The organism is Limnobaculum eriocheiris, assembly GCF_021010575.1.
GTDB classification, from domain to species: Bacteria; Pseudomonadota; Gammaproteobacteria; order Enterobacterales; family Enterobacteriaceae; genus Limnobaculum; species Limnobaculum eriocheiris.
In genome coordinates, this window is sequence record NZ_JAJNAG010000029.1 from 1 (window position 1) to 21,094 (window position 21,094).

General features: G+C 45.6%; 24 protein-coding genes and 1 other annotated feature. Of the genes, 3 read left to right on the forward strand and 21 right to left on the reverse strand.

What is annotated here, in order from left to right; genetic code table 11:
- A partial coding sequence (locus LPW36_RS12130) for an IS1 family transposase (protein WP_230607651.1) occupies positions 1 to 111 on the forward strand: 111 nt, incomplete at its 5' end.
- Between the two features lie 90 nt (positions 112 to 201).
- Here LPW36_RS12130 and btuD read toward each other — a convergent pair.
- The 13 genes from btuD to cydH form a co-directional block, all read right to left on the reverse strand.
- Positions 202 to 963, reverse strand: a complete 762-nt coding sequence (gene btuD / locus LPW36_RS12135; protein WP_230609954.1) for a vitamin B12 ABC transporter ATP-binding protein BtuD — start codon at positions 961 to 963, stop codon at positions 202 to 204.
- Complete coding sequence (gene btuC / locus LPW36_RS12140; RefSeq protein ID WP_230609956.1) at positions 947 to 1,948, reverse strand: vitamin B12 ABC transporter permease BtuC; 1,002 nt, start codon at positions 1,946 to 1,948, stop codon at positions 947 to 949. The genes btuD and btuC overlap by 17 nt, the downstream gene beginning before the upstream one ends.
- 86 nt (positions 1,949 to 2,034) lie before the next feature.
- Positions 2,035 to 2,331 carry an integration host factor subunit alpha gene (ihfA, locus tag LPW36_RS12145; protein WP_029095030.1) on the reverse strand — a complete coding sequence of 99 codons (297 nt, stop codon included), beginning with the start codon at positions 2,329 to 2,331 and terminating at the stop codon, positions 2,035 to 2,037.
- 4 nt (positions 2,332 to 2,335) lie between these two features.
- Positions 2,336 to 4,723 carry a phenylalanine--tRNA ligase subunit beta gene (pheT, locus tag LPW36_RS12150; RefSeq protein WP_230609958.1) on the reverse strand — a complete coding sequence of 796 codons (2,388 nt, stop codon included), beginning with the start codon at positions 4,721 to 4,723 and terminating at the stop codon, positions 2,336 to 2,338.
- 16 nt (positions 4,724 to 4,739) lie between these two features.
- Complete coding sequence (gene pheS / locus LPW36_RS12155; RefSeq protein ID WP_230609961.1) at positions 4,740 to 5,723, reverse strand: phenylalanine--tRNA ligase subunit alpha; 984 nt, start codon at positions 5,721 to 5,723, stop codon at positions 4,740 to 4,742.
- 97 nt (positions 5,724 to 5,820) lie between these two features.
- Positions 5,821 to 5,943 (reverse strand) — a sequence feature (Phe leader region).
- Positions 5,894 to 5,938 carry a pheST operon leader peptide PheM gene (gene pheM, locus LPW36_RS12160; RefSeq protein WP_157953066.1) on the reverse strand — a complete coding sequence of 15 codons (45 nt, stop codon included), beginning with the start codon at positions 5,936 to 5,938 and terminating at the stop codon, positions 5,894 to 5,896. It overlaps the preceding feature by 45 nt.
- 145 nt (positions 5,944 to 6,088) lie before the next feature.
- Positions 6,089 to 6,445 carry a 50S ribosomal protein L20 gene (gene rplT, locus LPW36_RS12165; RefSeq protein ID WP_027273088.1) on the reverse strand — a complete coding sequence of 119 codons (357 nt, stop codon included), beginning with the start codon at positions 6,443 to 6,445 and terminating at the stop codon, positions 6,089 to 6,091.
- Between the two features lie 37 nt (positions 6,446 to 6,482).
- Complete coding sequence (gene rpmI / locus LPW36_RS12170; RefSeq protein ID WP_029095034.1) at positions 6,483 to 6,680, reverse strand: 50S ribosomal protein L35; 198 nt, start codon at positions 6,678 to 6,680, stop codon at positions 6,483 to 6,485.
- A gap of 97 nt (positions 6,681 to 6,777) precedes the next feature.
- On the reverse strand, positions 6,778 to 7,320 hold the full coding sequence (infC, locus tag LPW36_RS12175) for a translation initiation factor IF-3 (protein WP_230610018.1): 543 nt from the start codon (positions 7,318 to 7,320) through the stop codon (positions 6,778 to 6,780).
- Positions 7,321 to 7,323: 3 nt separating this feature from the next.
- Positions 7,324 to 9,252 carry a threonine--tRNA ligase gene (gene thrS / locus LPW36_RS12180; protein WP_230609963.1) on the reverse strand — a complete coding sequence of 643 codons (1,929 nt, stop codon included), beginning with the start codon at positions 9,250 to 9,252 and terminating at the stop codon, positions 7,324 to 7,326.
- 584 nt (positions 9,253 to 9,836) lie between these two features.
- Positions 9,837 to 10,706, reverse strand: coding sequence for a fructosamine kinase family protein (locus LPW36_RS12185; RefSeq protein WP_230609965.1), 870 nt, complete (start codon positions 10,704 to 10,706; stop codon positions 9,837 to 9,839).
- Between the two features lie 206 nt (positions 10,707 to 10,912).
- The gene (locus LPW36_RS12190) at positions 10,913 to 11,458 is read right to left on the reverse strand and encodes a YniB family protein (protein ID WP_230609966.1); all 546 of its coding nucleotides are present in this window, start codon (positions 11,456 to 11,458) and stop codon (positions 10,913 to 10,915) included.
- Between the two features lie 175 nt (positions 11,459 to 11,633).
- The gene (gene cydH / locus LPW36_RS17985) at positions 11,634 to 11,723 is read right to left on the reverse strand and encodes a cytochrome bd-I oxidase subunit CydH (protein ID WP_168189621.1); all 90 of its coding nucleotides are present in this window, start codon (positions 11,721 to 11,723) and stop codon (positions 11,634 to 11,636) included.
- A gap of 296 nt (positions 11,724 to 12,019) precedes the next feature.
- Between cydH and purR the strand changes: the two genes are divergently transcribed.
- A complete protein-coding gene (gene purR, locus LPW36_RS12195; RefSeq protein WP_230609967.1) occupies positions 12,020 to 13,036 on the forward strand; it encodes an HTH-type transcriptional repressor PurR in 1,017 nt (338 codons plus the stop codon).
- A gap of 341 nt (positions 13,037 to 13,377) precedes the next feature.
- Complete coding sequence (locus LPW36_RS12200; RefSeq protein ID WP_230609968.1) at positions 13,378 to 13,761, forward strand: hypothetical protein; 384 nt, start codon at positions 13,378 to 13,380, stop codon at positions 13,759 to 13,761.
- A 54-nt stretch (positions 13,762 to 13,815) separates the two neighbouring features.
- Here LPW36_RS12200 and htpX read toward each other — a convergent pair whose 3' ends face one another.
- The 8 genes from htpX to LPW36_RS12240 form a co-directional block, all read right to left on the reverse strand.
- The gene (gene htpX / locus LPW36_RS12205) at positions 13,816 to 14,688 is read right to left on the reverse strand and encodes a protease HtpX (protein WP_230609969.1); all 873 of its coding nucleotides are present in this window, start codon (positions 14,686 to 14,688) and stop codon (positions 13,816 to 13,818) included.
- Positions 14,689 to 14,921: 233 nt separating this feature from the next.
- Complete coding sequence (gene prc, locus LPW36_RS12210; RefSeq protein ID WP_230609971.1) at positions 14,922 to 16,982, reverse strand: carboxy terminal-processing peptidase; 2,061 nt, start codon at positions 16,980 to 16,982, stop codon at positions 14,922 to 14,924.
- 19 nt (positions 16,983 to 17,001) lie between these two features.
- Positions 17,002 to 17,691: an RNA chaperone ProQ gene (gene proQ, locus LPW36_RS12215; protein ID WP_230609973.1), complete on the reverse strand. Its 690-nt coding sequence runs from the start codon at positions 17,689 to 17,691 to the stop codon at positions 17,002 to 17,004.
- A gap of 133 nt (positions 17,692 to 17,824) precedes the next feature.
- Entirely contained in the window at positions 17,825 to 18,283 is a 459-nt protein-coding gene (locus LPW36_RS12220; RefSeq protein WP_230609975.1) for a GAF domain-containing protein, read from the reverse strand.
- Positions 18,284 to 18,366: 83 nt separating this feature from the next.
- A complete protein-coding gene (yciH, locus tag LPW36_RS12225; RefSeq protein WP_230609977.1) occupies positions 18,367 to 18,693 on the reverse strand; it encodes a stress response translation initiation inhibitor YciH in 327 nt (108 codons plus the stop codon).
- A 16-nt stretch (positions 18,694 to 18,709) separates the two neighbouring features.
- Positions 18,710 to 19,411, reverse strand: coding sequence for an orotidine-5'-phosphate decarboxylase (pyrF, locus tag LPW36_RS12230; protein ID WP_230609978.1), 702 nt, complete (start codon positions 19,409 to 19,411; stop codon positions 18,710 to 18,712).
- Positions 19,412 to 19,472: 61 nt separating this feature from the next.
- The gene (lapB, locus tag LPW36_RS12235; protein ID WP_230609980.1) at positions 19,473 to 20,642 is read right to left on the reverse strand and encodes a lipopolysaccharide assembly protein LapB; all 1,170 of its coding nucleotides are present in this window, start codon (positions 20,640 to 20,642) and stop codon (positions 19,473 to 19,475) included.
- Between the two features lie 6 nt (positions 20,643 to 20,648).
- Positions 20,649 to 20,969, reverse strand: coding sequence for a LapA family protein (locus tag LPW36_RS12240; protein WP_230609983.1), 321 nt, complete (start codon positions 20,967 to 20,969; stop codon positions 20,649 to 20,651).
- Positions 20,970 to 21,094: the final 125 nt, after the last annotated feature.

A 21,094-nucleotide genomic window follows, 5' to 3' on the forward strand; every position in this document is an offset into this window, starting at 1 on the left:
TTGCGAACCCATCTTAAACGGTTGACCCGCAAGACTATCTGCTTCTCAAAGTCAGAAGAAATGCACGATAAGATCATCGGATGGTATCTGACGATCAATCATTACCACTAAATCTGCGTCACGACCTTTAATTGAAATAAATGACAGAAAAACTATTAGTGTGATGTGCCTCAAATAAAATCTTTATAACCAAAAAAATCATTAAAATTTTTGACTAACTGGTTTTAACCAACGCTGTTCATTAATCTGGAATAAGTCAAACTTAATATGAAAGACTCTTTCTAATTGTTGAGTTGACATCACTTCTGCTGCCGTACCTGAAGCGATCAGTTGCCCCTGGTATAGTAACCAGACCTCATCGGCATGGTGTAGCGTATGATTTAAATTATGGGCGCTGACAATAGCACTGGCACCCTGTAAACAAAACTGTGAGAGCAAATTATCCAATGTCGCCTGCTGTGCCACATCAAGGCTGTTCATTGGTTCATCAAGCAACAGCAACCTGGCTTCCGGATTCAAAGCTGGCCAAACCTGTAAAAATACCGCAGCCAGTCGCACTCTTTGCCATTCGCCACCAGAGAGCTGGCTTAATGGTCGGCTAAGCTTATCGGTTAATTCCAGCTGTTCCGCTAAAAACATCACGACTGCTTCAGCATCTGTTGATGTTGCCATTTTAGGTTGATGCAGGGCGATATACTGAAAAACCTGCATCATTGCTCTGTTGTCCTGCTGTTGGCTGAGGTAAGCCCGCATGCTGGTCAGTTTTATCGCCGGATAATCATGAATATTTTGTTGCTGCAATTCAACTGTCCCTTGATAAGGCAGTAGTCCTGCAATTGAGGCTAACAGAGAGCTTTTTCCTGCGCCGTTTGGCCCTATTACATGTATCAACTTTCCCGAACCCGCTGAGACGGTTATTCCGGATAAACGGGAATTAATTGAGATATCAGTAAGTTTTAGCATGCCGTAATAACATCCAGATAAAAAGCGGTGCACCAATAGTTGAAGTAATAACGCCAATAGGTAACTCGGCAGATGTCATGGCAACCCTGGATGTTAAATCCGCCATCAACAAAAGCGTTGACCCCGTCAGAGCACAACCTGTTAGCAAGTAACGATGATCGGTAATGCCAGCCAGCCTTAATATATGGGGAACAATTAACCCAATAAATCCAATAATTCCGGCCAGAGCAACACTGGTGCCCACAATCCAGGCGATAATCATGACAAAAATATTACGCCAGACCACTAATGGCACCCCTAACTGACGTGCCTGATCTTCCCCTAAAGAGAGCAAATTAAGTTTATCGCCCTGATAAATCAGCCAAACCAGTGCCGGAACTAACGCCAATATTAACCATTTTTGCTGCCAGCCAATGCCGCCAAAGCTGCCCATCAACCAATACAATAACTGACGTAAATCCATACTGGAGCTGAAATAGACCGCCCAGGTCATAATAGCGCTACAGGCAATTCCTAAAGCAAAGCCAATCAGCAACAGTCTGGCCCCCGGCAGCAGTTTGCGCCGGGATAGCCCTAATAAAATCAATGTAAGTATTAATGCACCCAAAATAGCATTCATACTCAGCAACCAAACGGGTAACAAACCACCACCCAGTAAAATAGTCAGCACCAGCGCAACACCCGCACCGTTAGCAACACCCAGCAATCCGGGTTCTGACAGTGGATTATCAAACAGTGATTGCATGACCGCCCCCGACATTGCCAGCCCCGCCCCTACGGCGACCACCGCCAATGTTCTGGGAAGCCGCAATTGCCAGACAAACAACCGAGCCTGCTCACTAAACCACTGCTGAGGTGGTAGCCAGATATCCCCGGCTGACAGGCTGATAAAAATGGTGATGATTAAAAGCAGCGCAAGCAAACAGAGTTTTATTCTGTCTGTACGCTGTTGTCTTTGCTGAAGCTGAGTAAAACGCAATCCCATGTCGTTACAGGGTTCTCGGATAGTTAATATGAGTTGATGATACAAAAGAAAAAGGCCGCGTGCGCGGCCTTTTTAGGTCTGATGTCTTATTCTTTCGGCGTAGCGTTCTCAACCCGGCTCTTTAACTTCTGACCCGGACGGAAAGTGACTACCCGGCGTGCGGTGATAGGAATATCTTCGCCAGTTTTTGGGTTACGCCCCGGGCGTTGACTCTTATCCCGCAAGTCAAAATTACCGAATCCGGAAAGTTTGACTTGCTCACCATTTTCCAAAGCTTTACGAACTTCTTCAAAAAACAGTTCAACGAGATCTTTTGCATCACGTTTACTCAGGTTAAGCTTTTCGCACAAGTGTTCAGACATTTCAGCTTTAGTAAGCGCCATAGGTTCAATCTCTCAAGGATGCTTGGAATCGCTGTTTCAATGCCTCTACGCATTCTGCAACGGTAGCGGCAATTTCCTCTTCTTCTAGCGTACGCGTGGTATCTTGCAATGTCAGACTGATAGCCAGGCTCTTATACCCCTCAGCGACACCCTTACCTCGATATACGTCAAATAAGTTTACGCCAACCATCTGATTTACGCCAACTTTTTTACATATTTCTAATACATTGGCAGCAGGTATGCTTTCAGCCACAACAATTGCAATATCACGACGGTTTGCCGGGAAGCGGGAAACCTCTCTGGCAAGCGGTATTCGACGCTCTGAAACCTTGTCCCACAACAGTTCGAATACCACTGTACGACCATTGAGATCGAGCTTACGCTCAAGCTCAGGATGCACTACACCAATGTATCCAATGCGTTCGCCACTTAAATAAATAGCCGCACTTTGGCCGGGATGTAGCGCAGGGTTTGCTTCGACTTTAAATTCAATCTCCGACAATTTACCCGTCAATTCTAGCACCGACTCAAGATCGCCTTTTAAATCATAGAAGTCAACTGCTTCACGCGTAAGGTTCCAGTGCTCTTCGTAGCGATTTCCTGCAATAACACCCGCCAGCATAACCTCCTGCCGGACACCAAATTCTGCTGCCGCATCAGGAACAAAGCGCAAACCGCTCTCAAACAGGCGTACACGACCCTGTTGGCGGTTCTGGTTATACACGACGGAAGTCAGTAAACCGCTCCATAAAGAGAGGCGCATAGCAGACATTTCAACCGAAATTGGGTTAGGTAAAATTAACGCATCCTGTTGAGGGTGCAGTAAATTTTGTACCTTAGGATCAACAAAACTATAGGTGATGGCTTCCTGATACCCTTTATCCACCAGTAATGCTTTTACCCGACGTAACGGCAGGTTTGCTTCACGATGGGGAGTCATCTCCAGATTGGCGCGTAGAGGGATATTTGGAATACTGTTGTAACCATAAACCCGGGCAACTTCTTCAATCAGATCTTCTTCGATTTCCATATCGAAACGCCAGCCTGGCGCAACGGCTTTCCAGTTAGCACCTTCACGAGAAACTTCGCAGCCTAAACGACTCAGAATATCGCTTACTTGTTCATCAGAAATAACATGGCCAATCAGTTTATCCAACTTTTCTCGACGCAGTACAATGGTCGCGCGTATCGGAAGCGTGGTTTTATCGGTGGTATCAATAACCGGACCCGGCTGACCACCACAAATATCCAGCAGCAAGCGAGTCGCTCTTTCTAATGCGGTTTGTTGTAACGCCGGATCAACCCCTCTTTCATAACGATGGGAGGCATCGGTGTGTAAGCCAAAACGACGTGCGCGGCCCGCAATAGCTAATGGGTTAAAGTAAGCGCTTTCCAGGAAGACATCTTTGGTCTCCTCGTTAACACCAGAATGCTCACCGCCAAAAATTCCACCCATCGCCAATGGCTTTTGACGATCGGCTATTACTACAATGTCCTGACCCAGTTTCACTTTATTACCATCCAGTAAAACCAGTTCTTCATTCTCTTTTGCCATACGTACAACGATACCGCCGTCAATACGCGCTAAATCGAACGCATGCATTGGATGGCCCAGTTCCAGCAGAACGTAGTTAGTAACATCCACAACCGGATCGATAGAGCGAATACCGCAACGGCGCAGCTTTTCTTTCATCCATAACGGGGTAGCCGCTTTCACGTTAATGCCTTTAACTACCCGGCCTAAATAACGTGGACAAGCTTCACTGGCATCCACCTGAATGGAGATAACATCCTGAATGGTTGGTGCCACAGGAGACATATCAGGCTGGTTTAGCGGTAGCTTATTAATCACTGCCACATCGCGGGCAACACCGATAATGCCTAAACAGTCGGCACGGTTTGGCGTTACGCTGATTTCAATGGTGGCATCATTTAATTTAAGATATTCCCGTACATCCTGACCGATTGGCGCATCTTCCGGCAGTTCAATAATGCCGCTGTGATCGTCACTGATACCCAGCTCAGAGAAAGAGCACAACATGCCTTCAGAAGGCTCTCCGCGCAGTTTGGCGGCTTTAATTTTGAAGTCACCCGGCAGTACGGCACCCACGGTGGCACAGGCTACGGTTAATCCCTTACGGCAGTTAGGTGCACCGCAAACGATATCCAACAGGCGATCGCCACCCACATCCACTTTCGTTACGCGCAGCTTGTCCGCATTTGGATGTTGACCGCACTCTACAACCCGGCCAATCACTACACCGGTAAATTCACCGGCGACCGGTTCCACGCCGTCTACTTCCAGACCGGCCATGGTAATTTGTTCAGACAATTGGTCACGACTAATCGCAGGGTTAACCCATTCACGCAACCAGGATTCACTGAATTTCATGTTTTGGCTCCTGCTATTATTTAAATTGTTTTAAGAAACGAAGATCGTTTTCGAAGAAGGCACGTAAATCGGTGACACCGTAACGAAGCATAGCTAAACGCTCCATACCCATACCGAAGGCAAATCCGGAGTAAACTTCAGGATCAATACCAACGCCGCGCAATACGTTTGGATGCACCATGCCGCAACCCAGTACTTCTAACCATTTGCCATTTTTACCCATCACATCGACTTCAGCTGAAGGCTCTGTAAACGGGAAATAAGATGGGCGGAAACGTACCTGTAAGTCTTCTTCAAAGAAATTCTGCAGGAAGTCGTGAATTGTTCCTTTCAGATTGGTAAAGCTAATGTCTTTATCAACAATCAGCCCTTCCATTTGATGGAACATCGGGGTATGCGTCTGATCGTAATCGTTACGATATACGCGACCCGGAGCAATAATACGAATAGGCGGCTGCTGCTGATTCATGGTACGAATCTGTACGCCAGAAGTCTGGGTACGCAGTAGACGCTTGGCATCAAACCAGAAAGTATCGTGATCCGCACGTGCCGGATGGTGGCCCGGGATATTTAGTGCATCAAAGTTATGGTAGTCATCTTCAATTTCAGGGCCGTTAGCCACGGCAAAGCCCAGCTCACCAAAGAAGTCCGCAATGCGGTCAATGGTACGGGTTACCGGATGTAATCCACCATTCTCCATGCGACGGCCAGGCAGAGAGACATCAATGGTCTCTTCTGCCAGACGGGCATTCAGTGCCGCTGATTCCAGCGTATGCTTACGGGCGTTCAGGGCATCTTGAACTTCCTGCTTGGCCTGATTAATAACCTGCCCTGCGGCAGGGCGATCTTCTGCTGGAACATCGCGCAACGATGTCATTTGCAGCGTCAGGTGACCTTTTTTGCCTAAATATTCCACGCGAACTAAATCTAACGCGGCAACATCATGGGCTTCTTCTATAGCCGCCTTTGCATTGGCAACCAGTTCAGCGAGATGTGGCATTATTTTCCTCTTCTTCCGGCTCTGGAGTTCCGATATCTGGTAATGAAACCCGGTTTATAAAACAACGATACTGTTAATTATCAATATTACTTCAGGCAACAAAAAAGCCTCCATCAGGAGGCTTTTGGCGCTAGTTTCCGTTTCTTCTCTTACGCGCAAGCCTCCCGGAGTCAGGAGCTAAAGTAAAAGAAGAAACGGAAAATAGCAGAATTCATACTTGCGTTACCTTGTTATTATTCTGGTTAGTGTTAAAAATCAAGCTTATAAAAGGCATTGAAACTGACCATACTACGTATGCCGTTTAATTTCACGTATTTAAACAAAAAAAGTAAAAGAGGGAGTTTTCACCCCCTCTTTCATCTGACTTACGCCAGAACTGATTTTGCTTTTTCAACTAAAGCAGCAAATGCCACTTTGTCGAATACGGCGATATCAGCCAGAATCTTACGGTCGATTTCAACAGAAGCCTTTTTCAGGCCATTGATGAAACGGCTGTAAGATAAACCGTTTTGACGGGCAGCAGCGTTAATACGTGCAATCCACAGCTGACGGAACTGACGCTTACGTTGACGACGGTCACGGTAAGCATATTGTCCTGCTTTGATTACTGCCTGGAAGGCAACACGATATACGCGCGAACGGGCACCGTAGTAACCTTTCGCTTGCTTCATTATTTTCTTGTGACGTGCACGTGCGATTACACCACGTTTTACGCGAGCCATATGCTCTCTCCTATCGACTTATTATCTGAATTAAAAGTTATGCGTATGGCAGACATGCCACGACCAGACCCAGATCCCCTTTGGAGACCAGACCTTTCGGACGCAGGTGACGTTTACGCTTAGTAGCTTTTTTAGTCAGAATATGACGTAGGTTGGCATGCTTACGCTTAAAACCACCAGAGGCGGTTTTTTTAAAGCGCTTCGCTGCGCCACGCACAGTTTTGATCTTTGGCATTTTAAATATATCCACTTCGCATTGTTAATAAAACGAACCAGTTGGGCGAATAAAATCCGGATGGGATTAACCACCCGGGCATTATTACTTGTATGCCTTACTGTTTCTTCTTAGGGGCGAGCACCATCACCATCTGACGTCCTTCAATCCTACTTGGGTAGGATTCAACAACGGCCAGTTCGGCGAGATCGTCACGGACGCGGTTAAGCACTTCCATACCGATCTGCTGGTGAGCCATCTCACGACCGCGGAAACGCAGTGTGATTTTAGCTTTATCACCCTCTTCCAGAAAGCGAACCAGGCTGCGGAGTTTTACCTGATAGTCGCCATCATCTGTACCAGGTCGGAATTTAATTTCCTTGATCTGGACAACTTTTTGTTTTTTCTTCTGCTCTTTCGTAGCCTTACTCTTTTCATAGAGGAATTTACCGTAGTCCATGACCCGGCAAACTGGCGGCTCAGCATTTGGGCTGATCTCTACCAGATCAACACCAGCTTCTTCTGCTTTTTGCAGTGCTTCATTCAGACTAACAATTCCCAATTGCTCGCCATCGATGCCTGTTAGTCGCACTTCACGGGCGCGAATCTCGTTGTTAATGCGATTAGGACGCGCTGTTTGAACTCTTTTTCCGCCTTTAATACCTTATTCCTCCAGTTGATTAAGACTACGACTGCGAATTTCTTGTTGCAGTTTTTCAATCACGTAACTTACGTCAAGACTGCCTAAGTCTTTGCCACGGCGGGTACGAACGGCAACTTTGCCGACTTCTACCTCTTTATCGCCGCAGACTAACATATATGGCACACGTCGTAGAGTATGTTCGCGGATTTTAAAGCCTATTTTCTCATTTCTCAAGTCTGCTTTAGCACGAATACCAGCAGCCTGCAGTTTTTTCGTTAATTCTTCGACATATTCGGCCTGACCGTCGGTAATATTCATTACCACTACCTGCTGCGGAGCCAACCATGTCGGGAAGAAACCTGCACATTCTTCAGTCAGAATTCCGATAAAGCGTTCTAATGAACCTAAAATGGCACGGTGAATCATTACCGGCACGTGACGCTCGTTATCTTCACCAACAAAAGAAGCGCTTAAACGCTCTGGTAATGAAAAGTCGAGCTGCACAGTACCACACTGCCATGCACGATCCAAACTATCATGCAAAGTAAATTCAATTTTAGGACCGTAAAACGCCCCTTCGCCCGGCTGATAATCAAATTCCAGACCGTTAGCCGTCAGTGCTTCTGCCAGATCGTGCTCGGCTCTGTCCCACATAACATCAGTACCAATACGCTTTGCAGGACGAGTGGACAGTTTCACACTGATATTTTCGAAACCAAAAGTGCTATACAGATCGTAAACCATTTTAATACAGTTGGTTACTTCCGCCCTCACCTGTTCTTCAGTACAGAAAATATGTGCATCGTCCTGAGTAAAGCCACGAACTCGCATTAAACCATGCAGAGAACCTGAAGGCTCATTACGATGACAGCTACCAAACTCAGCCATTCTCAACGGCAGGTCACGATATGATTTTAGACCCTGATTGAAAATCTGCACGTGTCCCGGACAGTTCATTGGCTTAATGCAATATTCACGGTTTTCTGAGGACGTGGTGAACATGGCTTCTTTATAGTTTTCCCAGTGCCCGGTTTTTTCCCACAGCACGCGGTCCATCATAAATGGCCCTTTCACTTCCTGATAATCATATTCTCTGAGCTTCATGCGTACAAACGCTTCCAGCTCGCGGAAAATCGTCCAACCATCATTGTGCCAGAACACCATACCTGGCGCTTCTTCCTGCATATGGTACAGGTCAAGCTGCTTACCAATACGGCGATGGTCGCGCTTGGCAGCCTCTTCCAGACGCAGCAAATAGGCCGCTAATTGCTTTTTATCGGCCCATGCGGTGCCATAAATACGTTGCAGCATTTTATTATTGCTGTCGCCGCGCCAGTAAGCACCGGAAACTTTTTGCAGCTTGAAGTTATGACAGAAACGCATGTTCGGCACGTGAGGACCACGGCACATGTCGATATATTCTTCATGATGATACAGCGCCGGATGTGCGTCACGGCTGATGTTTTCATCAAGAATACGTAATTTATAAATTTCACCACGGGCTTCGAAAGTATCCCGTGCTTCTTGCCAGCTAACTTTCTTCTTGATGACATCGTAATCTTTCTTAACCAGCTCCATCATTCGCTGTTCAAGCTGATCGATATCTTCCTGATTTAACGTTCTGTCGATATCAACATCATAGTAAAAACCATTGTCGATAGTTGGACCAATTGCCATTTTGGTATCAGGCCAAAGCTGCTTAATCGCATGGCCTAACAGATGCGCACATGAGTGGCGGATAATTTCCAGACCATCGTCGTCTTTGACGGTAATGATTTCCAGATTCGCATCGTTTTCAATCAGATCGCAAGCGTCAATACGCTCACCGTTAATACGACCGGCGATACAGGCTTTAGCCAGGCCGGGACCGATATCACGAGCAATATCCATAACTGAAACGGCATGGTCGTACTGACGTCGACTTCCATCAGGAAGAGTAATAACTGGCATGATAATTCCTTAGTTACAGTGGTGACCCATACGCCAGATCACATGCAAATAATATTTTTTATATTTAAATCAATGGATTGATACCTTTCTCGACTCACAGTTATCGAACGGCCGCCCAATTGTGTACACACATTGATTTGTCGGTTTACGTTTTATAAAAACGAAGGGCGAATTTTAACACCGAGCGCAGTAACTGGATAGTACAAAATGAAAAAAGCCCTGCTGACTCAGTATCAATCGAGCATCACTAATCAACTACTCGGGGTGAGAGATAGATCTCTTCAGGATCCTGTGTCAATTCCACGCTGGCGATCGCCCATTCCGCCTGAGTTTCCATCCGGTATTTGGTATAACAGGCCCGCGTTTCGTCATATTCACAATCAAACGTGACTTTTCCGCTATACCAGAGCAAGTTCCACAATAATCGGGGAACAAACAGCGTTCATGAATCTAATGTTATTTCCAAAAACCAAATGAAGATAATCCTCAAAAAATAGCGGTGTCTGCACTATCGCCCCTGATATTCCGTGCTGGTAAACTAGAATGCCCGCCAAAAAGTTATTTTGACAGGCATTAATTGATAATTACAACTCATCCCCAAACAGTTGTGTTACCGCCTGTTGCGCGACGTTAATATGTTCATCACCAAACAGATTAGCCCGGTTTAACAGGTAATAGAGTTGATATAACGGCTGACGATCGATAAAACTGGCGGGTAATGGCCAAACGCTTTGATAACCGTCGTATATTTGCGGTGGCAAATCAGGATACAGCGGTAACATAGCCAGGTCACACTCACGATCGCCCCAGTAGCATGCCGGGTCAAAAATGATTGGCCCCACGGCGCTAACGCCGCAATTTGTCGGCCATAAATCACCATGAAGCAACGAAGGTTGTGGATGATGGCTTTTCAGGCGATGACTGACAATATCGATAATGGTATCAATATCCCCATAATTCAACCCTTTTTCAGCGGCCAACTGAAGTTGCCACCCGATACGTTGTTCTGCAAAAAACACATTCCAGTAGCGCTGCCAACGATTAGGTTGTGGAGTGGTAGTTAAATCGCTGTCAAAGTCCAGACCAAATTGTGGTTGATCGCTCCACTGGTGCAGTCGGGCCAGTTGCTGCCCCAGACAGTAAGCATGATGGGCATCCAATGGCTTTAACGGTAGGTATTCCAGCAGCAGAAAACTAAAATCACGATCGTAACCAACGCCATAAACCTCTGGCACCCGAACCGTACCACTCTTGGCTAATGCCGTTAGCTGATCGAACTCCGCATTAAAGATAGGCAGAATATCTCTTGTGTCATACTTGATAAAAACCTCTTTTTTGCCGTTGCTTACCCGACGAGCATGATGGATATCACCCCCTGACAACTCCTCCTTTTCAGTAATTGTATAAGTCTCACCCAGATACTCACTTAATAAACGACTGACGGATTGCCACATGACATCACCCCAAGATTATGATCAAGATAGACTCAGGTTAACCTTTTGATTCCAGCGAAACTTCGATCCAATGCACAGCTTTGGTCTAAAAATATCGCTACATGTTGATTTTTATATCGCAGGCCGCGTGAGACCTAAAGGTTAACCTACAGATCCGGTACAATTACCGGTCTGTAGTATTAAGCGTAGAAGGCAATGGGGGATTATTAAAGTCGATTGATCAGATACAGGATGATATAGATAAAAATACCCCAGAAAACCGGGGAAATGTATAGCAACCCGTATTGTGCAAAGATCGAAGTGTTGGGTATAGAGATCAGCTTCTCTAACTCTGCAAATGAGCGAGCTTCATCGCCATTCATCGCTTCCAGTATCGCTCTTTCTCTGATGCCTTCCTTCACGTTATACACGCGTTTAGCTAAACGCGCTCCGGAAGCCTGCAATGCCAAACCGATAAACATTAGCATGAAGATCACAATAAACCACAGGCTGCTACTGGCAGACCAATGGAGAATATCCGGTATCGGGGAATTCGCCCAAAAATACTCAAGGAATGAGGTGTACTGACGAACAATTTTAATAATGACCTGCAGAAAATCCATAATCGTCGCGGTCATCTCTTGCATGTTAGCTTTAGGTACAACCAAATACTTCAGTACAGATATAATTGTTGAAACGAATGCCGGAACAAAAATAATGATCCCCGCAATACGTTTGATCAACGCCACTGCACTGGCCTGTTGGTGAGTCATTCTGCCTCCATGTTGAAACACCGATTTTTCATCAAATCAATCACAAAAAAATTATGCTCCGGTTTAGTGGAACATAATCTGACAATGTCCAAACAGAGTAGTCATTCATTGATCTTTAATACCCTGTCAGAATGTATAAAACTCGATCCATATGATGAATCGAGCTTTTAATATATTAGTGAGTTACTGCAATTAAGCTGTAAGTAACGATAACAAATAAAGCGAAAACTACGGTACTCAGTGACCATCTCAATTCAGCAGACATATCTTTTTCCTTTACATAAACGTGATTAGACTCGGGCTCATTGTAAGGCGCTCAACAAAAATGTATACCCCAAAGCGATTTTTCCATGATATCTCTTGGACTTTTGTATCAAATGCGCCAAAATTCACCGCCTGTTATCACTGAAAGGTATATCAGCCACAAGCAGTGATGGTTAAAGGAATTCTACACCGTTTTGCTTTTAATGTGTAATGCGTTGGTTATAAACAAAGGCAAACGTTAACATATCAGCTTACACTGTATTTGATACCAGTATAAGCTCAGGAGTGCTCTGTTTCATGGCAACTATAAAAGATGTGGCAAAACACGCCGGGGTTTCAACAACTACGGTTTCCCACGTTATTAATAAAACGCGTTTTGTCGCCGAAGATACCAAAGCTGCCGTATGGGCAGCCATTAAAGAGCTTAGTTATTCTCCCAGCGCCGTTGCCCGTAGTCTGAAGGTGAATAACACAAAAACTATTGGTCTGTTGGCAACGGCCAGCGGTTTCCCCTATTTTGCTGAAGTCATTCAGGCCGTTGAAGAAGCCTGTTATAAAAAAGGCTATACGTTAATTTTATGCAACACACAAAATGATTTAGAAAAACAACAGGCCTATCTGGCGATGCTGGCACAGAAGCGTGTTGATGGTCTGTTGGTAATGTGTTCCGAATATCATCCCCCGCTGCTTTCACTGCTGGAAAATTATCACGCTATCCCGATGATGGTAATGGACTGGAACAAACACAGTGGTTTTACCGATAATATCGAAGATAACGGCTTTCATGGTGGCTATTTAGCTGCCCGTTATTTGATAGATCGTGGACACCGGGAAATCGCCACTATCACTGGCCAGTTAAATGAATTTACCGGTCGCGAGCGCCATAAAGGTTTTCTTCATGCATTGAAAGAAGCCAATATCGATATTCTTCCTGAGTGGATTATTGAGGCCGACTTCCAGCCGCAGGAAGGATACGATGGCGTAGTGGAGCTTATGAAGCTGAAAAAGCGTCCTACTGCCTTATTCTGCGGTGGTGATGTCATTGCCATGGGTGCTTTATGCGCTGCCGGAGAGATGGGTTTTCGTGTCCCGGAAGATATTTCGATTATTGGTTATGACAATATTCGCCATACCCGTTTCTATAATCCACCGCTCACCACCATTCAACAGCCAAAAGAGATCCTGGCGGTAATGGCACTGGATATGCTGTTAGACCGGATCATCAATAAACGCGAAACCTCACACTCTATTGAACTGCATCCTGAGCTGGTTGAACGAAAATCCGTAACTGACGGACCTTACTTAAAAAAATAGTCAGCGTCTAATCTTCTTGCTCCAGAATCATTTCTCGCCTGTAGATGGTGGTTTTGGAGCCTGTTCTTCCCTCTTGTTTTCACCCTATTTCCCCCATCCACAATCTGGTTCTATTGCCGTTAGTTTGATTCAGCCTGCGTATAGGCCTATATTTTAATAGCTGTATTAATCAGGTACAGGATATAAATCACCTATTCAGAGTCTGATAAAAGCATATACACAGTCTTTGAATCACAAGTGGTCACATTATGATATTTTCAACATTGTACTATCGCTTTCGCCCCCTGTTTTTCGGGATCCTTTTTACTTCACTCGGACTGACATTATCAGCCTGCTCTTTTATGCCTTCTCACGTTCGTATGAGTTCTGCTCAACTTAGCGTGACGGATAAAGCCAATGATGGAAAACCGCTTAATGTCGATTTTGTTGCTGTGCGCAGCGATAAATTAGTGAAAAAAATTGAGGGGCTCACCGCCAGCCAGTGGTTTGAGCAAAAACAGCAGTTGCTTAAGGAGAATTCCGGCAACTTAATCGTATGGCCAGTAAAAATGCTGCCCGGTTCGCAAATTACCGTTAAAGATGTTCCTATCTCTGGCAAACCGGCTGACTCTCTGATTCTGTTTGCCGGTTATAAGAGCAAAGGCGCTCATCGTTTAGTGCTGAATGAAATTCGTCATCCTAAATTAGAATTTCGCGATGATGATGTATATCTGTTTAACGATTAAAAAATCAGGGAGCCATAAGGCTCCCTGATTGCTTGCTGATATTCAATATTATATTTACTTCAGGTGGGTACCTGCACGTAATGCTTCAATACGTTTGTCTAGCGGAGGATGCGACAAAAACAGTTCACTAAAGGTTTTTGACTTACCGTTAATACAAAAAGCCATCATGGTTGACTCTTCCTGTGGCTCATAGCTGGTTTTCAGGCGTTGCAAAGCAGCAATCATCTTCTCTCGACCGACCAGTTTAGCGGAGCCGGCATCTGCCTTAAATTCACGATGGCGAGAGAACCACATGGTAATAATGCTGGCTAAAATACCAAATACCAACTCCAGTACCATAGACACCGCAAAATAAACCATGGTGTTGCCTGATGAGCTTTCGTTATCACGATTCATAAAACCAGCCGCTACCTGAGCAATCAGGCGTGAGGCAAAAATAACGAAGGTATTTACCACCCCCTGAATCAGAGTCATGGTCACCATATCACCGTTAGCAACATGGCTAATCTCATGAGCCAGAACCGCTTCGGCTTCATCACGGCTCATGTTTTGCAATAATCCGGTACTAACGGCAACCAGAGATGCATTTCGTCTGGCCCCCGTTGCAAATGCGTTAATGTCCGGTGCCTGATAAATAGCTACCTGAGGCATCGCAATACCCGCCTGTTGTGACTGACGTCTGACGGTTTCAACTAACCAACGTTCAACTTCATTGGCGGGCTGTTCAATCACCTGCCCGCCAACAGAACGTAATGCCATCCATTTTGACATCAGCAACGAGACAAATGCACCACCGAAGCCAAACAAACCGGCCATGATCATGAGACCCTGGACACTACGCCCCTGGATGCCGGTCAAACTCAACACTATGCCAAAAACCACCATAACTGCGAGGTTTGTTAATAAAAATAACGCTATACGCATCATAAAATGATAGTTTCCTCAGAGAAATAAAATGATGTTGTTACCTGACAGATCTTATGGGCTAATATCCAAAATTCAAGCCTAAACAACAGTCATATAACAATTAGATCATAACTTTACAATGACGGGTGATTAACTTCACACTTCATCCGTCGTTCACCGGCTTCGGTGGGGATAGAAAAGGCGCTCATTTTGAAGTGAGCGCCTTTTGCTTGTTGTTTTAAATACGTTGCCAGTTAATCTTTCTTCACTGGTTCCACCGCGACGGCTTGTGCAGCATCATTCTTTTCTAAATCGGCTAAATCTACCGCTATCAATACCGTTTCATCCAGATATGGATCGGCTTCTTTATAGTCTTTTGGTAGTTCTTCCAGTGATTTAAGCTTACTTTTACCTTCGCGCTCCAGACGGTCATTGATGCGTTTTAAACGAATAGCATCATCTTCACTGCTCTCTTTTTCACGTTTAGCATAGTTGAGTGAAATAGTAGCGCGTTTATCCTTATTAGCCTTATAACGGGCGATATCCTGCATAATGAACTGAAACTCAGGATCTTTAGCGATCCGCTCCTCATAGTCCTTCTTCAGGGTCGGAATATAGCGTGATTCATCACCTAACAGGGTGTATGTGGCTTTATCTACGCTGTCCCACGGTAGCGCGTTATCTTCAAAGCTCTCACCCGTTTCCACCGGGTCAATACCCGTAGGCATGATGATATCTGGCGTCACCCCTTTACGCTGGGTACTACCACCATTAATACGATAGAATTTTTGAATGGTGTACTGCACTGAGCCCAGCTCAGGCCAGTCGGGACGCAGCATCTGATCGTAAATACGATTTAAAGCACGGTGCTGTTGTACGGTACCTTTACCAAAGGTTGGTTCACCAACGATCAGGGCACGGCCATAATCCTGCATAGCAGCAGCAAAAATTTCCGATGCAGAAGCACTAAAGCGATCGACTAATACCACCAATGGACCTTTATAGTAAACAATGCCATCGGTATCACTGTCTTCACGAATTTTTCCGTTATTATCGCGAACCTGTACTACCGGACCACTTGGAATAAATAATCCGGACAGTGAAACTGCTTCGGTTAATGCCCCACCGCCGTTAGTACGTAAATCGATAATAATGCTGTCGACATTTTGTTTGATCAGTTTCTGCAGTTGCGTTTTAACATCTTCCGTCAGGCCAACGTAGAAACCCGGAATATCCAGTACGCCGACCTTCTTCTTACCGACAGTTTTCAGCGTCATCTTCACTGCCCGGTCTTCAAGGCGAATACGTTCACGGGTTAACACAACCGTCTTCGATTTAGCCCCTTTAGCCGCTGGCAGAATCTCCAGACGAACTTTACTGCCTTTTGGTCCCTTGATTAACGCAACCACATCATCCAAACGCCAGCCAATGACATCCACCATAGGCTTATCTTGCTGACCGACGCCAACAATTTTATCACCAACGGCAATGGATTTACTCTTGGCCGCAGGACCACCGGCAACCAGTGAGTTGATTTGCGTATAGTCATCCTCCATCTGCAATACGGCACCAATACCTTCCAGAGAAAGACTCATTTCCGTATTGAACTGCTCGGTATTCCGAGGAGAGAGGTAACTGGTATGCGGATCGATTTCACGGGCAAAAGCATTAATGAAAGACTGGAAAACGTCTTCACTCTTCGCCTGACTCAAACGCTTAATGGCTGACTGATAACGTTTGGTCAGAATATCTTTAATTTCTGGCCACTCTTTGCCCGCCAGCTTCAGGTTGAGCTCGTCATATTTGACTTTTTCATACCAAAGTTTATCCAGCTCTTCTACGCTGGTTGGCCATGGCGCTTTGCTGCGGTCAACTTCGATAGAATCATCACCGTCAAACGTCATTGGTTTATCCAGTAGCGTTAACGCATAGGTTAAACGCTCAAAGCGACGTTTCTGGGCATAGTTGTACAGATCGTAAGCTGTATTCAACTCACCGGACTTTAGTTCGTCATCCAACCTGGTCTTTCTGTCAGCAAACTTAGCGATATCAGAAGCCAGCAAAACATTGTGGCTAAAATCCAGCACGTTCAGATAACGATTAAAAATTTTCTCTGAAAATGCATCATCGAGGTCAAACTGACGATAGTGCGAACGCGTAAAGCGTGCAGTTACCCGTTCACTGACCGTGGCATGCTGCCCTTCCTGCGTTAAAACAGGAAGTTGATCAACACGGGTTATCGTCGTTTCCTTAGCATAACTTAATCCTGCGAGAAATAAGCTTGCAATGGCCGTTAACCGGATTAAGTTACTCATGCTTTAGCTGACCTCCAACTTAAAACTGTAAATGCTCTGCTCGAACCAGCATAGCTAAACCTGACGCAAGTTGAACCCGAACGCCATCTTTAGCGATTTCGAGAACGGTTGCATCCATGGCGCTCTGACCTGCACGTACTTTGACATTTTGTCCGGCTTTAAGCGCAGCAATATCCGCAGTTGAAGCCGGGCGGAATTTTTCGGTCAGTTTCACCACTGGCGCCGTAGAACGTGTTGGAGCAGGTTTCGCCTTCGCTTTTGGTTGAGCCGATGGCTGAACCACTTTGCTATCCGGCGTAGCTTTTTTAGCCGCCGAACGAGGACGACGCGCCTGAGGTGCTTCTCCTGATTCTTTACGCTGGGCTGCGCGCTGGGCCTGAACCCGGGCTTTCGCCTCTTCCAACTGTTTACGCGCATGTTCTACGTGCTGTTCTTCCAACAGACCGCAATCCACACCGTCTAAATCAACACGCTGAGCATTTAATTTCAGACCGTGCAGATAACGCCAGCTGGAGGTATATAAGCGTAACGCAGTTCGTAGTTGTGTTTTACTGAACAGGATCTCTTCAGGCAGCCGGGTTACGACATCCTGAAAGATTCCAATTTTCAAAGGCCGGGCTTCACCCTCAAGGGTAAAACAAAGCGGGAATTTTTCTGCCAGATAGGCAATAACTTCTTTACTACTGTTCAACTTAGGTTGATTTTCCATGAAATATCCTGATTACAACGAACTCACCCAAAAGCGCAGGCGTAGATTACGCGCCATTATAATCACGCTTTCAGTAAAAGCTACGTTATCCGCACTTCAAGTTTAAACTAATGATGATAACCGTCTGTAAATATTAGCTGATATGCTGAGAAAGCAACGCAGTAATATTTTCCAAACCTCGTTGATCATCACTATCAAAACGACCAAATATCGTACTATCTATATCTAAAACAGCGATAATGCTACTTCCCTGATAAACAGGAAGCACTATCTCCGCATTGCTTGCGCTATCACAGGCAATGTGTCCTTCAAATTGATGAACGTCATCAATACGTTGAATTCTGTTTTCTTTCACTGCTGTACCGCAAACGCCCCGACCAACAGGTATGCGCGTACAGGCAATCTTGCCCTGGAAAGGCCCTAAAACCAGTACATCACCTTGCAACAGGTAAAAACCAACCCAGTTAACCGACGCCAGCCGCTCAAATAAAAGTGCGCTGGTGTTAGCAAATGTGGCTATCAGATCCGGTTCCCCTTCAATCAGAGCGGCCAGATCCCGGTGCAACTCGGTATAAAACGCTTTTTTATTCATTTTATCAACATAAACTATAAAACAGACTGCCAGAAATTTGACCGGGAAAGTGAGATATCATGCCAAAATTCCAGTATTTAAACTCAACCACCGGCCAGTTTAACTTTGAATCCTTTATATTCTAGCAGCACTTTTAACTCGTCGCGTTTATCACCTTGAATTTCAATCAGACCGTCTTTTACTGCACCGCCACACCCGCATTTTTTCTTGAGTTCAGCGGCCAGTTTCTGCAATTCAGTATCATCAAGGTCCAGGCCGCTAATAATACAGACACCCTTACCTTTACGCCCACTGGTTTGCCGTTGAATTCTGACAATACCATCCCCTTTAGGACGCTCAACTTTCACCTCTTCTGGTGCAATTCGCCCAGAATCAGTAGAATAGACTAAACGACTGTTATTATCTGTCATGATAGTGCCATAAAAATTATGCCAGGCTTTGCAGAATATCTTGCAAAGCCTGTGCAGGATTAGCGGATTGAGTGATAGGTCGACCGATAACCATATAATCAACACCCGCATCCAGCGCCTGTGGCGGCGTCATTACCCGACGCTGATCGCCCATATCGCTACCAACAGGGCGAATGCCCGGTGTCACTAACTGGAATGCCGGACCAAACAGTGATTTCAGATGGCGCGCTTCATGTGCTGAACACACCACGCCATCAAGGCCATTATCCTTTGCCAGACGAGCTAATCTTTCTGCATGCTCTTCCAGTGAAGAGGTAATACCAATGCCTCTTAAATCACTCTCATCCATGCTGGTTAATACCGTTACGGCAATTAGCTTAGGCGCTGAATCACCATAAGGCAAAAGCGCTTTTTTTGCTGCTTCCAACATGCGGGCTCCACCACTGGCATGCACATCAACCATCCATACGCCCAACTCGGCCGCCGCTGCGACGCTCTTCGCTACCGTATTGGGAATATCATGAAATTTCAGATCCAGAAAAACATCAAATCCACGCTGATGCAGCTCACGAACTAGTTCAGGGCCACAGAGAGAAAACATCTCTTTACCAATTTTCAGCCGGCAATCTTTTGGTTCTATTTTATCGGCCAGCTCAAGTGCTGAACGTTGATTATCATAATCCAGAGCAACAATTATGGGTGAAGTCGACATCGACATACTGTTTTCCTGTAATGCATTTTTACTAAAAAAGCCCGATCGCTATCAGGCTATCATCTGTTTATTGACCATCTAACCCACGAATAGGTTTTACCGTAGACCATGCACGGCAAGAAGGACAATGCCAATAAAGCGAATTGGCCGTTAGCCCACATTTTTCACAACGGTAGCGCGGGCGGATACGAATTTGTTCACCAACCATTTCTCGCAACACGAGCAGACTCTCTTTAGCGCGCCCTTCTTCTGCCTCTGCCAGTTGGTAATCCATCAGGCGATAGAAACCACGGGTAGTTGGATGAAGTTGCAGTTGGCGGTTAATATAGGTTTGAGCCACGTCCCGACCTTCAGTTTGCTCCAGCATATCTGCCAGTCTTAACTCTGCTTCAGAGCCGGTGTTTTCTGCTACGCAGCGTTTCAGATATTCCACCCAAGGTTCAGGTTGCTGTAAACGTTGATAGCACTCGTACAGCATGGTTATCGTTTCGCTGACAAAGTCTTTGTCCTGCTCGATCACTCGCTCAAGCTCAGTAATCGCTTTGGCATCATCACCGCGGGCAATCCAGATACGACCGGACATAATCGACACCCGGGCGCAGTTTTTATCGGCGGAAGCCGCTTTTTTCAACAACCCCATCGCTTTATCCAGATCGTCAGAGCCCATGGCCTGTAAGGCCAATTCGCAATAAAAATGGGCTATTTCAAGGCGAAACTCATCTTTTCCCGCTTTAACCAATTTTTCAGCCATCTCTATTGCCTGCTGCCAGTCGCTGGTTGCCTGATAAATAATCAGCAACTGCTTCAACGCCGGAACCCGGAAGTCTGCTTCATTGATTAACTGAATAAACATCTGTTCAGCACGATCGTAAAGACCTGCCGCCATATAGTCCCAACCCAATTGCTGGGTAACCAACAAACGTTGTTCAAACGTCAGGGAGGCACTTTCAATTAAAGACTGGTGAATACGAATAGCTCGGTCAACTTCACCCCGAGAACGGAATAAGTTGCCTAAAGTCAGGTGGGCTTCAAAAGCGCCGCCGTCCTCTTTTAACATATCGACAAAGAGATCAACGGCTTTATCTTGTTGGTTAGAAAGCAGGAAGTTCACTCCATCCACATAACCACGGGACAGTTTATTTGCTTCCTGCTGCCGCTCCTGTTGTGCGCCTCTCCGGCCCATATACCAGCCGTATGCGGCAGCCACGGGCAACAACAGAAACAGCAGTTCCAGCATACAGCCTTATTCCTTAATGGATTGCGGCAATGCCACAGGTGCAGGCTCACTGACCGGTGGCGGAGAAGAGGTTTCAGCTTGCTGTAAGCGCTTAATCTGACGTTCTGCCCGGCCCAGGCGCAAGCGTAAACGTAGATAAAACAGACCGCTGACCAGCCACCCCAGAATAAAACCGCCGCCGAATAATATTGCCAGTAAAGTGGATAATGCATAATCCCCTTTGGCAATCAGGAAGTTAAACGTAACGACCTGTTCATTATGTGCGCCTAAAGTTACTGAGATAACCAAAATAACAATGACGATAAGTCCAATTATTAAATATTTCACAATACTATCCAAATATAGAGATAAACGGATGAATTATACCAAGAATACTTGATTAGTGTTCTATAACTTAGCATTTCTACTCACAGATAGAAAATCTCTCTTTTTCTTCATGAGCTGTTTATCAC

What these genes read in the sequence shown, in the direction of transcription:
- btuD (WP_230609954.1), bottom strand. Translation starts at nt 963, where the DNA reads ATGCTAAAACTTACTGATATCTCAATTAATTCCCGTTTATCCGGAATA.
- btuC (WP_230609956.1), bottom strand. Translation starts at nt 1,948, where the DNA reads ATGGGATTGCGTTTTACTCAGCTTCAGCAAAGACAACAGCGTACAGAC.
- ihfA (WP_029095030.1), bottom strand. Translation starts at nt 2,331, where the DNA reads ATGGCGCTTACTAAAGCTGAAATGTCTGAACACTTGTGCGAAAAGCTT.
- pheT (WP_230609958.1), bottom strand. Translation starts at nt 4,723, where the DNA reads ATGAAATTCAGTGAATCCTGGTTGCGTGAATGGGTTAACCCTGCGATT.
- pheS (WP_230609961.1), bottom strand. Translation starts at nt 5,723, where the DNA reads ATGCCACATCTCGCTGAACTGGTTGCCAATGCAAAGGCGGCTATAGAA.
- rplT (WP_027273088.1), bottom strand. Translation starts at nt 6,445, where the DNA reads ATGGCTCGCGTAAAACGTGGTGTAATCGCACGTGCACGTCACAAGAAA.
- rpmI (WP_029095034.1), bottom strand. Translation starts at nt 6,680, where the DNA reads ATGCCAAAGATCAAAACTGTGCGTGGCGCAGCGAAGCGCTTTAAAAAA.
- thrS (WP_230609963.1), bottom strand. Translation starts at nt 9,252, where the DNA reads ATGCCAGTTATTACTCTTCCTGATGGAAGTCGACGTCAGTACGACCAT.
- LPW36_RS12185 (WP_230609965.1), bottom strand. Translation starts at nt 10,706, where the DNA reads ATGTGGCAATCCGTCAGTCGTTTATTAAGTGAGTATCTGGGTGAGACT.
- LPW36_RS12190 (WP_230609966.1), bottom strand. Translation starts at nt 11,458, where the DNA reads ATGACTCACCAACAGGCCAGTGCAGTGGCGTTGATCAAACGTATTGCG.
- cydH (WP_168189621.1), bottom strand. Translation starts at nt 11,723, where the DNA reads ATGTCTGCTGAATTGAGATGGTCACTGAGTACCGTAGTTTTCGCTTTA.
- purR (WP_230609967.1), top strand. Translation starts at nt 12,020, where the DNA reads ATGGCAACTATAAAAGATGTGGCAAAACACGCCGGGGTTTCAACAACT.
- LPW36_RS12200 (WP_230609968.1), top strand. Translation starts at nt 13,378, where the DNA reads ATGCCTTCTCACGTTCGTATGAGTTCTGCTCAACTTAGCGTGACGGAT.
- htpX (WP_230609969.1), bottom strand. Translation starts at nt 14,688, where the DNA reads ATGATGCGTATAGCGTTATTTTTATTAACAAACCTCGCAGTTATGGTG.
- prc (WP_230609971.1), bottom strand. Translation starts at nt 16,982, where the DNA reads ATGAGTAACTTAATCCGGTTAACGGCCATTGCAAGCTTATTTCTCGCA.
- proQ (WP_230609973.1), bottom strand. Translation starts at nt 17,691, where the DNA reads ATGGAAAATCAACCTAAGTTGAACAGTAGTAAAGAAGTTATTGCCTAT.
- LPW36_RS12220 (WP_230609975.1), bottom strand. Translation starts at nt 18,283, where the DNA reads ATGAATAAAAAAGCGTTTTATACCGAGTTGCACCGGGATCTGGCCGCT.
- yciH (WP_230609977.1), bottom strand. Translation starts at nt 18,693, where the DNA reads ATGACAGATAATAACAGTCGTTTAGTCTATTCTACTGATTCTGGGCGA.
- pyrF (WP_230609978.1), bottom strand. Translation starts at nt 19,411, where the DNA reads ATGTCGATGTCGACTTCACCCATAATTGTTGCTCTGGATTATGATAAT.
- lapB (WP_230609980.1), bottom strand. Translation starts at nt 20,642, where the DNA reads ATGCTGGAACTGCTGTTTCTGTTGTTGCCCGTGGCTGCCGCATACGGC.